A 14,033-nucleotide genomic window follows, 5' to 3' on the forward strand; every position below is an offset into this window, starting at 1 on the left:
GCCAAAGCACATTTGACATTCGCATTTAAGTGAGGATACATAAAATTTTTGTGAGTTACAATTTTTGCTGAAATTTTGTGCAAACGGCGCTTCTTGCAAAGCTTGCAATCTGTCGCAAGCAATGCTTTAAAATAACAATATACTTGGGGGTTAATATGGAGAACTCAGAAGCAATTTATAATCTTGCTAAAATTTTGGGTTGTGATGCACGCAAAGATGAATCAATGAAAAAACACACAACCTTTAAAATCGGCGGAAATGCCGAAACATACATAAAGGTTCCTACGCTTTCAAAACTCAGTGCAATTTTAAGAGAGTGCAAAGATTCAGATGTTGACTTTCTTTTGCTCGGCAACGGAAGTAATCTTCTTGTCGGCGACGACGGAATAGAGGGTGCGGTAATAAGACTTGACGGAGAGTTTCGCAATATTACCCTTATTGACGACACAACGGTTTTCTGCGGGGCAGGTGCCTCTCTTGCATATTTGTGCAAATTCGCATTAAAATGTGGACTTTCTGGTCTGGAATTTGCTTGGGGAATCCCCGGAACAGTCGGCGGCGCCGTATTTATGAATGCCGGTGCCTACGGTTCAGAAATGAAAGACGTTGTTGTCAGTGTAGCACATATTTCTTCTGATGGAAAAATCGGAAGAATAGAAAAAAATGATTTGGAATTTGGTTATCGTACAAGCGTTTATCGCAAAAACGGAATGATTATAACAGGCGTTACGCTAAAACTCCAAAAAGGTAATCCCGAAGATATAAGAGCCAAGATGGATGATTTTCTTAACAGGCGAAGCTCCAAGCAGCCGCTTGAATATCCAAGCGCAGGCAGTGTGTTTAAGCGTCCTGAGGGAAATTATGCAGGCGCATTAATTGAGCAGTGCGGACTGAAGGGCAAGAGCGTAGGCGGGGCACAGGTTTCTGAAAAGCACGCAGGATTTATAATAAACAAATCGAATGCAACTGCAAATGATGTTAGAAATCTTATTAAGGAAGTTCAGAGAACAGTTGCAAAAGAAACAGGGTACAACCTGGAATGTGAATTGATTATTTTGTAAGTCAACAGTATTTAATATTCTTTTCGGGAATTAATTATAATGAGGGCTCGGCAATGTAAACGACCGAGAATATAAATGGTGATATTGTGGAATTTGTAATAATTACGGGAATGTCAGGTGCAGGAAAAACTTCCGCATTGCATATCCTTGAAGACATAGGTTACTATTGTGTTGATAATATTCCTGCTTCGCTTCTGACGACTTTTTACACGCTGTGCTCAAAGTCCGATGATGAAATGATGAAGCATGTTGCGGTTGTTGTTGATGTAAGAGGTAATGAAAATTATACAAAGATGAACCAAGAGATTGAGGAGTTTAAACTTGCACATAATAATGTAAAAATTCTTTATCTTGACGCTAAATCTGATGTGTTGATTATCCGCTACAAGGAAACCCGCCGCAAGCACCCGCTTGCAGAAAGGCTAAAGGACGGAACCGTGGCTGAGGCTGTTCAGCTTGAGAAAGAACTTCTTATGCCTGTAAAAAAACTTGCGGATTATAATATTGACACAACCTATATGTCAAACAAACAGCTCAGAGAGCGTGTTATGTCTGTGTTTATGGAAGATACTTCACAGAGCTTGACTCTTACCTTTATGTCATTTGGCTTTAAATACGGAATACCGCTTGAGGCAGATTTGATAACCGATGTAAGATGTCTTCCAAACCCGTTTTATATTCCGGAGTTAAAATATCTTACGGGCAATGACAAGGCAGTGCGAGACTATGTGCTGAAAAGTGAGGATACCCAGGAATTTTTGAGACTTACGCTGAATCTTCTCGACTTCTCGGTACCGCTGTATCTCAAAGAGGGAAAAAGCGAGCTTGTTGTCGGAATCGGCTGTACAGGCGGCAAACACCGCAGCGTTACTATTGCCAGACAGCTCAGAGAACATTTTTATCAGAAGGGCTATAAGTGTGTAATTCAGCACAGGGATATAAATAAGTAAAGGAGAATAAGAGTGTCTTTTTCTTCCGAAGTAAAAAAAGAAATTTGTACGATTGAGTTGTTTGACAGGGAACTTTTAAAGGCAGAGCTTTATGGAATGTTGCTGTTTGGAAGAACATTTCGTGAAAATTCAATTGTTTTTACAACAGAAAATCAGTATGTCAGCAAGCGAATAACAACTTTGCTTGAAAATTTATATATGCCGATAATCGAAAAGCATACCACATTGCGCACAAAGACAAATGAAAATCGACTTTTCAAAATTTCCGTAGTAGGCGACGACGATTGCATGAGAATCTTCGATGATTTCGGTCATTCAAATTCGCAGGTTACATTGCGTGTGAACAGAGCCAACATATCGGGAGACGAGCCTGCACGTGCGTTTGTTCGCGGAGCGTTTTTGAGCTGCGGTTCGGTGTCATCACCCGAAAAAAGCTATCACGCCGAATTTTGTGTGCCGCACAAAAACCTTTCGGTTGACTTGTGCAAAATTCTTTCCGAAATAACCGAATGTGGTTTTTGCCCGAAAACCGTGCTGAGAAACGGTAATTACATAGTTTATTTTAAGGGCAGCGAACAAATTTGCGATTTGCTTACATATATCGGTGCTCCGCTGAGCGCAATGGAAATTATGGGAACAAAAGCAATCAAGCAGGTTAGAAATAATGTCAACAGAAGAATAAACGGCGAGGTTGCAAATATCGGAAAAATTGCGTCGGCGTCGGCAAAACAGCTTGAAGCCATAAATCACATAAAGAAAACCAAAGGACTTGAAACTTTGCCCGAAGATTTGCGTGAAATTGCGTATCTTCGACTTGAAAATCCCGAAATGTCGCTTAGAGATTTGGGACAAAACCTTTCTCCGCCGATAAGCAGAAGCGGAGCAAATCACAGAATACAACGTCTGCTTGAATATGCGGATATTGCGGAGGAGAACAATGGATAAAAAAATGACTTTTGAAGAAGCTAATGAAAAGCTTGAGCAGACTGTAAAGTCTATGGAAGACAAAAGCCTGACACTTCAGCAAAGCGTTGATTTATATGCCGAGGCTTGCGAACTGCTTGCCTATTGTATGAAAGAGCTTGATTCTTACAAAGGACAGATTGAGAATATAAACGAAAGAATAAAGCAGATTAATTCCGAGGAGGAACAAGCGTGAAAAATTACATTGAATTGACAGAAAAGGCATTAAAAGACTTTTTGCCAAATTCGGATTGCAGAGAAAAAGTGCTGATTGATTCTATGAATTACAGCCTTGAAGCAGGCGGAAAAAGAGTGCGTCCAAGACTTGTATTTGAGTTTAATGCGCTTTGCAAAGGAAAAGAAGAAGCAGCTGTTCCGTTTGCCTGTGCAGTTGAAATGATACACACATATTCCTTGATTCACGATGACCTGCCTTGTATGGATGATGATGATTTGCGCAGAGGAAAGCCGTCAAATCATAAGGTGTTCGGCGAAGATATTGCGTTGCTTGCCGGAGACGCGTTGCTCACGCTTGCGTTTGAAGTCCTTTCATCAGAAAAGGCGGTAAAGCTTGCGGGTGAAAAGGCTTGCTGTGCTGCGGTAAATACTCTTGCAAAATATGCCGGAGCAATAGGTATGGTAGGCGGACAGGTGATTGATTTAATCAGTGAAAACACCAATGCACCGATTGAGGTTTTGCGTGAAATGGACAGCAAAAAAACCGCTTGCCTGATAAAAGCCGCATGCAAACTTGGATGTATATCGGCAGGAGCGGATTCTGACAAGATTAAGGCTGCCTCGCTTTACGGAGAAAGCATAGGAATCGCATTCCAAATTCAGGATGATATTCTTGACGCAGTTTCTTCTGTTGAAGAGCTTGGAAAACCGATTGGCAGTGATAACGAAAACGGAAAATCTACGTATGTATCGTTGCTTGGTATTGAGAAATGCAAAGAACTTGTAGACGAATTGACGCAAGCCGCAATTGACTCGCTAAGTGCATTTGACAGCGATGTGGCACAGCTTAAAGAATATGCTTTGCAACTTGCAAAGAGAAATAAATAAAAGGTTTAGATATGGCAATTTGCCAAAACAGGAAATGGGTAAAATATGGGTGAATACAAAATTCTTCCTACAATTAAATCACCTAATGACGTCAAAAAACTTTCAGAAGAAAGCTTAAAGACTCTTTGTACGGAAATAAGAGAAAAGCTTGTTGAGGTTGTTTCGGTAAACGGCGGACATTTGTCTCCAAACTTGGGAGTTGTTGAGCTTACCGTTGCTTTGCACCGCAGTTTTAACTTTCCGAAAGACAGTATTGTATGGGACGTCGGACATCAAAGCTATACGCATAAGTTGCTTACGGGCAGGTATAAAGATTTTGATACTTTGCGCCTCAGAGGAGGAATCTCGGGCTTCCCGAAGCGTGAGGAAAGCCGTTATGACGACTTTAATACAGGTCACAGCAGTACCTCAATTTCTGCCGCATTCGGAATTGCAAACGCAAAAATGCTTTCGGGAGATAACAGCCAGACAATAGCCGTGATAGGCGACGGCTCATTTACCGGCGGACTTGCGTTTGAGGCTATGAATAACGCGGGCAGATTTAACCGAAATTTTATTGTTGTGCTCAATGACAATAAGATGTCAATCTCAAAAAATGTCGGTGCTTTTCCTCGGTATCTTACTACTGTAAGGATTCAGCCGTGGTATATCAGAGTTAAACATATTACCGAGAAAACACTTTCAAAGCTGCCTGTTCTCGGCAGAGTTATAAAGTGGTTTTTAAAACGAAGCAAATCCAAAATTAAAAATTTGGTTTATAAGAATACACTTTTTGATTGCTTTGGATTTACCTATCTCGGCCCTATTGACGGTCATAGTATTGATGAACTGGAAAATGCTTTTGAGGTTGCAAAAAAAATCAACTCTCCTGTGCTTTTGCACGTGGTTACCAAAAAGGGCAAAGGATATTTGCCTGCCGAAGAAAAGCCCGGACAATTCCACGGTATCGGTCAGTTTGATATAGACTCAGGCGAACCTATTTCAAGCCATACAGGTTTTTCTGCCGTGTTTGGCAGCCTTATGTGTGAACTTGCGCAACAAGACAGCAAGATATGTGCAATAACAGCAGCTATGGCATACGGCACAGGCTTGAGAGAATTTTCTCATCTGTACAAAGACAGATTTTTTGACGTCGGAATAGCTGAGGAACACGCCGTGACCTTTGGATGCGGACTTGCCTCAAAAGGAATGAGACCTGTGTTTGCGGTGTACTCAACGTTTTTACAGCGTGCGTATGACCAGCTTATTCACGACGCCGCATTGGGCAAACTTCACCTTGTGCTTGCAATTGACCGTGCGGGAATAGTCGGAAGCGACGGCGAAACTCATCAGGGTGTGTTTGACGTTTCAATTCTTAATACGATTCCAAATGCCACAATATACTCTCCCACATATTTTGATGGACTGAGAAAGTCGCTTCATCATGCGGTTTACGCTTGTGACGAGTTGGCGGCAGTGAGGTATCCGCGCGGCGGAGAACTTTACAAACCCGATGACTTTGGAGAAGAAAGTATTGATTTTAATACGTATGGAAACCCCGAATGCGGTAATTTGATTGTAACTTACGGAAGATTATTTTCATATGCCGCAAAAGCTAAGGAAATGCTTAAAGAACAGGGCGTTGAGGTCTGTTTATTAAAACTTTGCCGCCTTAAGCCGATTGATGTGGAAGCTGTTGAATTTGCCGCACAGTTTAAAAATGTATGGTTTTTTGAAGAGGGCATAAAGAACGGCGGAATTGCACGTAATTTCTCCGATATGCTTTTTTATAAAAATTTTAAAGGCAGTTACCATATAAAGGCTATAAATGATAAATTTGTAAAGCAGATGAGCGTATCCGAAGCTCTTGAAATGCTAAAGCTTGACAGCAAGGGTATGGTTGAAGTAATTACAACAAATTTAAGGAACGAAGAATAATATATGAAAAAAAGACTTGATATACTTGTATATGAAAAGGGATTTGCCGAAAGCCGTGAAAAAGCAAAGGCAATAATTATGTCGGGGCTTGTGTATGTTGACAATCAAAAAGCAGATAAGTGCGGCACTTCATATGACGAAAACGTTAATATTGAGGTCAGAGGCAATACACTCAGGTACGTCAGCCGCGGCGGTTTGAAGCTTGAAAAGGCAATTAAAAACTTTAACCTTGATTTGCAGGACAAAACCACCATGGATATTGGAGCTTCAACCGGCGGTTTTACGGACTGTATGCTTCAAAACGGAGCAAAAAAGGTTTATTCCATTGATGTCGGATACGGTCAGCTTGCCTGGAAGCTCAGAAACGATGAACGTGTTGTAAATCTTGAACGCACAAATATGCGAAAGGTAACAGACGAGCAGGTTCCGGACAAAATTGACTTTTTTTCGGTAGACGTTTCGTTTATCTCTTTAAAACTTATACTTCCGGTTGCACGAAAACTTATGGCAGACAATGCTCAGGCAGTTTGTCTGATAAAGCCGCAGTTTGAAGCAGGGCGAGAAAAGGTCGGGAAAAAGGGCGTTGTCAGAGACCCGAATGTACATATCGAGGTTGTGCAAAACATATATGATTTTTGCCTGCAAAACGGTTTTGATGTGCTGAATCTTGACTTTTCGCCGATAAAAGGTCCCGAAGGCAACATAGAATACCTTATACACTTGCAAAAAAGCGACGACCCTAAGTCTTATGTCAAAATTACGCCGCAGGAACTTGTGCAGAGGTCACATAGTCAGCTTGATAAATAGGTGATATTATGAAAACAGCCATCGTTGTAAATCTTTCCAAAGAAAACGCAATTTATTGTGCAAAGCAGATTGTAAAACTTTTGCGCCTTAACGGAGCGGAAATATGTATGCTTTCCGAATGTAAGCCGTTTTATTCCGATAAAAAGATTGTGTTTTCAGATACAATTGAGGAACTGTTTTTGCAGTGTGACGTTGCAATAACCGTTGGCGGAGACGGAACTATCATACATGCCGCAAAGTATGCCGCACCGTGCAAAAAGCCTATAATCGGCGTTAATGTCGGCAGGCTTGGATTTGCGGCTGATGTTGAGGCTGATGAAATCGGACAACTTACAAGGCTTTTAAGCGGTGATTACTATTCGGAAATGCGTATGTTGCTTGACATCGCCGTAGTCAAAAACAATAAATCAAAACACTATTTGGCTGTAAACGATGCGGTAATGGCACACGGTCAGCTTTCAAAAATTGTTGACTTTCAGCTTTCGCTTGACGACGAAATAATTTCAAAGTACCGTGCGGACGGACTTTTGTTTTCAACTCCGACAGGTTCAACGGCATATTCGCTGTCGGCGGGCGGACCTATTCTTGCTCCGCAGATGGAATGTATCCTTATGACGCCCGTATGTCCGCACTCTTTGTTTTCACGTTCGGTTTTGTTTGACGGAAAGTCCGAACTTTCCGTAATGGTAAAAATTCCCTTAGGTTGCAGTTGTGTATTAACAATAGACGGTGAGGAGAACATAAATATATGTGACTCAGACAAAGTAATTATCAGAAAGTCATCGCAAAGACTTGAGCTTTTGTCAATTCACAAACGCAATTTTTACAAACGCCTTAACGAAAAGCTGAAAGAGAGGGAGTTCTAATGAAATCGGGACGGCATTCTAAAATTCTTGAAATTATTGAAAAATATCCGATAGAAACCCAGGACGAGTTGCTAACTCATCTTAAGGCTGAGGGATATATAACCACTCAAGCTACAATTTCCCGTGATATAAAGGAAATGCGCCTTGTAAAGGCACTCGACTCCAACGGAAAATATCATTATATTGCTCCGTCAGAAAATACGGGCAACGTGCGTTCAACATTTGAATCGCTGTTTACATCATCGGTAATTTCCGTTGACATTGCTCAAAATATTGTTGTTGTCAAAACATACAGCGGAATGGCAAATGCCGTGTGTGCGGCTCTTGACTCTACCGACAACAATGCGGTAGTAGGAACTATTGCCGGCGACGATACCATTTTTATAGCCTGCCGAAATTCCGAGCTTGCCCAGGCTCTTACGCACAAATTAAAGAAGCTGATTTAACAGGGATGAAATTCTATGCTATTAACTTTGTATATTGAAAATATAGCCGTAATTGAAAAAACGTCAATTGATTTTAATTCCGGTCTTAATGTGCTTACCGGTGAAACCGGCGCAGGTAAGAGTATTATTATTGACGCTATAAATGCGATTATGGGACAGCGAATCTCAAAGGATATTATCCGAACAGGAGAAAAAACTGCATTTGTCAGCGCTGTTTTTGACGATATAAACGATACTGTAAAAAGAAAATTAACCGAGCTTGGCTTTTCGGGAGAAGATGACGAGCTTATTTTGCAGAGAACGCTTTCTGCAGCCGGCAAAAGCAGCTGCAAGATAAACGGCAAACCTGCCACGGCGTCAATGCTCAGAGAGCTTTCGCTGAATTTGATTAATATTCACGGACAGCACGAAAGTTACGAGCTTTTTTCTCCTGAAACTCACATAAATTATATTGACAGCTATGCAAAGTCTGAAAATTTGCTTAATGCTTATAAAGAAAAATACAAAGAATATAAAATTCTCTATAAGAAATTAAATGAGGCAAATACCGATGAAAGCGAAAGGCTCAGAGAAATTGACTTGCTTTCTTTTCAGTCAGACGAGCTTGCTAAGGCTGATGTTCAGATTGGAGAAGAAGAAGCTCTTGAAGCGGAGCGCAACTCTCTGATGAATTTTGAAAGAATTTTTTCTTTGCTTAACAAAGCCAAAATGATGCTGGACGGTGAAGATTCAAACGGCGGAGCGGAGGCTGTTGACGTTGCTTCGTCGGCAATGCAGTCGGCGGCGGAACTTGACCCCCAGTATGAAGAACTCAGCAGCAGTCTGACCGATATTTATTATAATCTTAAGGATTGCAGCGAAAGTATATCCGATTTGATTGACAATCTTGAAAGTGATCCAGAAAGACTTGAAGAGATTGAAGAAAGACTCGACTTGCTTAACAGGCTTTCCAGAAAATATAATTGTCCGTGTGATGAATTGCCCGAGTATGCGGAAAAAATTCAATCACGGCTTGATGAACTTATAGGGTACGATAAAAACCGTGATAAGTTAATCGCAGATTGCAAGAGTGCTGAAGATGCGGCTCTTAAGGCGGCAAAGGAACTAAGTGATTGCCGTAAGAGCGCGGCTCGGACTTTTGCCAAAAAGGTAAAATCCGAAATGAAGTTTTTGAATATGCCTAATGTTGAGCTTGTACCTGAATTTGAGAAAATTGAGCTTTCACCCGACGGAATTGACAGGGTCGAATTTTTAATATCGGCAAATCCCGGAGAAACTCCGAGACCTGTGGCAAAAATCGCCTCCGGCGGTGAACTTTCAAGAATGATGCTTGCCATAAAAACCGTTCTTGCGGACACCGACACGGTGGACACATTGATTTTTGATGAGGTTGATACGGGAATTTCCGGTTCGGCAGCCGAAAAGGTGGGGCTTAAACTAAAAGAAGTTTCCAAAAACCGTCAGGTGCTTTGCGTAACTCACCAAGCACAAATCGCAGCTCTTGCCGATTATCATTACCTTATACAAAAACAGGTTGAGCAGGGACGAACGTTTACAAGCGTGGGATTGCTTGACCACGACGGCAGAAAAAATGAACTTGCCCGTATAATCGGCGGAGTAAATATTACCGAAGCGGCTTTGTCGCATGCGGAGTCAATGCTTTTACAGTACGATAACTGATTAAAAATCCAGAAAGACGAGAGGAAGAAATTATTTGAAGCTATGGTCCATTGCACAGCTTGACAAGAGCGAAGCAACAGAAATTCAATCAAAATACGGTTTGCCGCCGCTTCTTGCAATGATGCTTCAAATCAGGGGCATAAAAACGCAGGATGAGATTGATAATTATCTTTTTAATGATTCAAAAATTGCCTCTCCGTTTGAGATTAAGGATATGGATAGGGCGGCAGAACGCATAAACAGAGCAATTGACAAAAATGAACTTATCTGTGTTTACGGTGACTTTGATGTTGACGGCATAACTTCAACCGCAATCTTGTATTCATATTTGCAGACTATATCTGCGAACGCTATGTTTTACATACCCTCACGTGAAAATGAAGGATATGGCATGAACAAAGACGCTGTTGATTTTCTTAATGAAAAGGGCGTCAGGCTGATTGTGACAGTTGATAACGGTATTGCCGCAGCAAATGAGGTTGCTTATGCAAATTCGCTTGGAATTGATACAGTTGTAACCGACCACCATATGCCGCAGAAAGATTTTCCTCAGGCATACGCCGTTGTTGACCCGCATCGTGAAGATTGTCCGAGCAAATTTAAAAATTTGTGCGGCGCAGGCGTTGCTTTTAAATTAATTATGGCTTTGGAGGGCGAAGATTGCGACTTTGACTCTCTCTATGAAAATTATTCTTATTTATTATGTATTGCAACAATAGCAGATATTGTTGAGCTGAGCGGCGAAAATCGTGCGTTTGTAAAACACGGGCTTGAGAGCTTAAAAATTTGTGACAGAATCGGCATAAACAAGCTGATGGAAAAATCAGATATAGACAAATCACAACTATCGGTTTATGATGTTTCGTTTAAAATTGCACCAAGACTAAATTCGGTCGGTCGTCTTGGAAATTGTGAAGCCGCAGTAAAACTTTTGCTTACGGACGATGAAGAAGAAGCCGATGAAATTTCAGAATTAATGTGCGATGACAACTCAAAACGCCGTCAAATAGAGGCGGATGAGTTGACAGAGATTGAAAACACAATTATGCAAAATCCATCGTTTGTTAATTCACGTATCATTGTGATTGACGGCGAAAACTGGCGTCAGGGTGTGAACGGCTTGGTTGCGTCAAAACTTAAAGAGGCGTTTGGCAAACCCGTAATTGTAATATCTCATGACGGCGATGAAGCCAAAGGCTCGGCAAGAAGCGTTGAGGGGTTTCCGATTCATACAGCAGTGGCATATTGCTCCGATTTGCTTATGCATCACGGCGGACATCCGATGGCGGCGGGGCTTTCTCTTAAAACTCAAAATATAGATTTGTTTCGCAAAAGAATAAACGAGTTTGCAAATTCCTTTGAGAATATGCCGTTTGATTCACTTAACATTTCCTGCAAACTCAATCCGGCATTCATAAATGTGGATATGATAAACAGCCTTGATTATCTAAAGCCGTACGGAGCAGGAAATCCCACGCCGCTGTTTGGTTTTTACAATATGACTGTTGCTGATATTATTCCTTTAGCGAATAATAAGCACTTAAAGCTTATGCTGAACAGAAACGGCACAACAATTGAAGCTATGCAATTTGGTATGTCAACATCAACTTTTCCATATAATAAGGGCGATGTGGTTGATATTGCAGCCAAACTTGATATAAATGAATACAACGGATATGTCAAGCCGTCGGTGATTGTGCAGGCAATTAAATTTTCATCTGACGATACCGAAAAAATCTTGAAAAGCCAACGCATTTTTGAAGATTTTTGTTGCGGCGTCAAAATTACAAGGAAAGAAATTTTTGAGATTTTACCTAACAGAAATGATTTTGTACTGCTGTACACATATTTAAGAAAAAACAATGGTTACAATTATCCGTTTGTAACATTGATGCACAGACTTGACAATAAACTTACATATGGTAAAATCAGAGTTATTCTTGAGGCTCTAAACGAACTTGGATTAATCAAGATAAACGAGGGAGTAAAGGAGTCCGAAATAAGGGTAATTCCCAACCCGCAAAAGGTCAATCTTGAATCGGCCGAAATAATCCGAAAGTTAAAGGAGATGTCACTGTGAGTAAGTATTCTAATGTAGCACACTATCAGGATTTTTCTGAACTTGAAAACATTCTGTCTCATTCAAGCAACAGCTATGATATGGACAAAATCACAAAAGCCTACAAGTTTGCGGAAGTTGCACACGGTGACCAGCGCAGGGTGAGCGGAATACCATACATTCTTCATCCGACTTCGGTTGCCTGTATTGTTGCCGAACTCGGAATGGATACAGATACTATTTGCGGCGCACTTTTGCATGACGTGGTTGAGGATACGACTGTTATGCTTGATGAAATTCAAAAAAAGTTCGGTGCAGACGTTGCAAAGCTTATCGACGGAGTAACAAAAATTTCCAAAATTCCATATTCATCTCGTGAGCAGCAGCAGGCTGAAAATATACGCAAAATGTTGATTGCTATGGCTGACGACATCCGTGTTATAATTATTAAGCTTGCCGACAGACTGCACAATATGCGAACAATGGATTGTATGCCCGAACAGAAACGCAGGGATAAATCTCTTGAAAATATGCAGGTGTTTGCGCCGATAGCTCACCGCCTCGGTATCAAAACAATTAAAGATGAGCTTGAGGATCGCTCATTGCAGTATCTCGACCCGATAGGCTATAAAGAGATTGAAGACAAACTGCTTATGAATGAAGAGGGCAGAGATAAGTTTATTGAGTCAATCAAAAAGCAGATTCTCGAAAAAACAAAAGATACAATAAAGAATGTTTATATAACCGGCAGAGTTAAGAGCATTAACAGCATCTACCGCAAGACTTATATGCGGAACCAAACTATGGACCAAATTTTTGATGTTTTTGCGGTTCGTGTAATTGTTGACAATGTTTCTGACTGCTACAATGTTTTGGGTGTTGTTCATGATATTTTTAAGCCTATTCCAAACAGGTTTAAAGATTATATTTCAATGCCAAAGCCCAATATGTACCAATCACTTCATACAACGGTGCTTGACAAGAATGCAATTCCGTTTGAGGTTCAAATAAGGACATGGGAAATGCACTATACCGCAGAATACGGAATTGCGGCGCACTGGAAATACAAACTCGGTATGGGTCCTGACAGCAAGGGCGATGACAGGCTTAAGAAGAATATTGAAAAAGTCAAAAATATGATTCTTGAACAGCTTGAGGCGGAAGATTCCACCGAGATTGCAAAGAATATCCGAAACGACTTTGAAGAAAACGACGTATATGTGTTTACCCCTAAGGGCGACGTAATCAGCCTGCCGCGCGGCTCAACACCGATAGATATGGCTTATACTATTCATACTCAGGTCGGTCACAGAATGGTGGGTGCAAAGGTCAACGGAAAAATTGTGCCGTTTGACTATGTGCTCAAAACGGGCGAAATCTGCGAGATTACCACGCAGAAAGAGGAACATCCCAACCGTGCTTGGATAGATATATGTAAAACGGCTTCCGCAAAGTCAAAAATCAGGCAATGGTTTAAGCACGAAAAGCGTGATGAAAATATCGCAGAAGGCAAGCAAATGCTTGAACGTGAATTTAAACGTCACGGAATCAACCTTGCCGAAAGCGAGTGGAGCGACTTTCTGCACCAGCTCTTTATCAAAAAGCAGTATAATACAATAGATGATTTTTATGCGGCAATCGGATATGGCGGTATTCAGCTTTGGAAGATTATGCCGAGACTCAAAGAAGAATATCAGAAGACTTATGCCTCGGATATTGAAAATATAAATGTTCCGCAAGCTCCCGTAAAACGCACCAAATCAAATTCAGGCGTTGTTATTGAGGGCACAGACGCAGGAGATGTGCTTGTTAAGTTTTCAAACTGCTGCAATCCTTTGCCGGGCGATGATATTATCGGCTATATAACAAGGGGTTACGGTGTTTCAATTCATAAGCGGACCTGCACTAACGTTCCAAAGGATATTTCAAAGTCAGAGGAACCCGAACGCTGGGTTTCATGTTATTGGGAAGATGAGGTAGGCGAGGCATTCCGCAGCACATTGCAGATTACGGCAAACGACAGAACGGGCTTGCTTGCCGACGTTACCATAATGCTTTCTAATATGCATATTTTTATTCACTCACTTAATTCCCGTGAGTTGAAAAACGGTAAAGCAATTGTAACCGCAACTATTGATGTAATGGGACGTAATCATCTGAGAGGCGTAATATCAAAACTTTCCGATATTAACGGAATAGAAGAAATAAAGAGGCTATAA

At 41.1% G+C, this 14,033-nt stretch carries 12 protein-coding genes; all 12 read left to right on the plus strand.

The features are described 5' to 3' along the window. The first annotated feature begins 155 nt into the window (after positions 1–155). Positions 156–1,061, plus strand: coding sequence for a UDP-N-acetylmuramate dehydrogenase (gene murB, locus BLP46_RS03630; protein WP_092975765.1), 906 nt, complete (start codon positions 156–158; stop codon positions 1,059–1,061). 86 nt (positions 1,062–1,147) lie between these two features. Further along, entirely contained in the window at positions 1,148–2,011 is an 864-nt protein-coding gene (gene rapZ, locus BLP46_RS03635; RefSeq protein ID WP_092975769.1) for an RNase adapter RapZ, read from the plus strand. A 12-nt stretch (positions 2,012–2,023) separates the two neighbouring features. Beyond that, positions 2,024–2,956: a DNA-binding protein WhiA gene (whiA, locus tag BLP46_RS03640; RefSeq protein WP_167669168.1), complete on the plus strand. Its 933-nt coding sequence runs from the start codon at positions 2,024–2,026 to the stop codon at positions 2,954–2,956. Continuing rightward, on the plus strand, positions 2,949–3,170 hold the full coding sequence (gene xseB, locus BLP46_RS03645; protein WP_167669169.1) for an exodeoxyribonuclease VII small subunit: 222 nt from the start codon (positions 2,949–2,951) through the stop codon (positions 3,168–3,170). The genes whiA and xseB overlap by 8 nt, the downstream gene beginning before the upstream one ends. After that, complete coding sequence (locus BLP46_RS03650; protein ID WP_318259454.1) at positions 3,167–4,039, plus strand: polyprenyl synthetase family protein; 873 nt, start codon at positions 3,167–3,169, stop codon at positions 4,037–4,039. The genes xseB and BLP46_RS03650 overlap by 4 nt, the downstream gene beginning before the upstream one ends. A 45-nt stretch (positions 4,040–4,084) precedes the next feature. Further along, the gene (gene dxs, locus BLP46_RS03655) at positions 4,085–5,956 is read left to right on the plus strand and encodes a 1-deoxy-D-xylulose-5-phosphate synthase (RefSeq protein WP_092975778.1); all 1,872 of its coding nucleotides are present in this window, start codon (positions 4,085–4,087) and stop codon (positions 5,954–5,956) included. A 3-nt stretch (positions 5,957–5,959) separates the two neighbouring features. After that, entirely contained in the window at positions 5,960–6,763 is an 804-nt protein-coding gene (locus tag BLP46_RS03660) for a TlyA family RNA methyltransferase (RefSeq protein WP_092975781.1), read from the plus strand. A gap of 8 nt (positions 6,764–6,771) precedes the next feature. Then, positions 6,772–7,629 carry an NAD(+)/NADH kinase gene (locus BLP46_RS03665; RefSeq protein WP_092975784.1) on the plus strand — a complete coding sequence of 286 codons (858 nt, stop codon included), beginning with the start codon at positions 6,772–6,774 and terminating at the stop codon, positions 7,627–7,629. Further along, positions 7,629–8,075 (plus strand): arginine repressor, encoded by a 447-nt coding sequence (gene argR / locus BLP46_RS03670; protein WP_092975787.1) that lies wholly within the window; start codon positions 7,629–7,631, stop codon positions 8,073–8,075. The genes BLP46_RS03665 and argR overlap by 1 nt, the downstream gene beginning before the upstream one ends. Positions 8,076–8,090: 15 nt before the next feature. Beyond that, entirely contained in the window at positions 8,091–9,755 is a 1,665-nt protein-coding gene (gene recN, locus BLP46_RS03675) for a DNA repair protein RecN (protein WP_092975790.1), read from the plus strand. Between the two features lie 34 nt (positions 9,756–9,789). Beyond that, positions 9,790–11,835 (plus strand): single-stranded-DNA-specific exonuclease RecJ, encoded by a 2,046-nt coding sequence (recJ, locus tag BLP46_RS03680; protein WP_092975793.1) that lies wholly within the window; start codon positions 9,790–9,792, stop codon positions 11,833–11,835. Beyond that, positions 11,832–14,033 carry a RelA/SpoT family protein gene (locus BLP46_RS03685; RefSeq protein ID WP_207645201.1) on the plus strand — a complete coding sequence of 734 codons (2,202 nt, stop codon included), beginning with the start codon at positions 11,832–11,834 and terminating at the stop codon, positions 14,031–14,033. The genes recJ and BLP46_RS03685 overlap by 4 nt, the downstream gene beginning before the upstream one ends.

This window comes from Ruminococcus sp. YE282, assembly GCA_900101355.1.
GTDB classification, from domain to species: Bacteria; Bacillota; Clostridia; order Oscillospirales; family Acutalibacteraceae; genus Ruminococcoides; species Ruminococcoides bromii_A.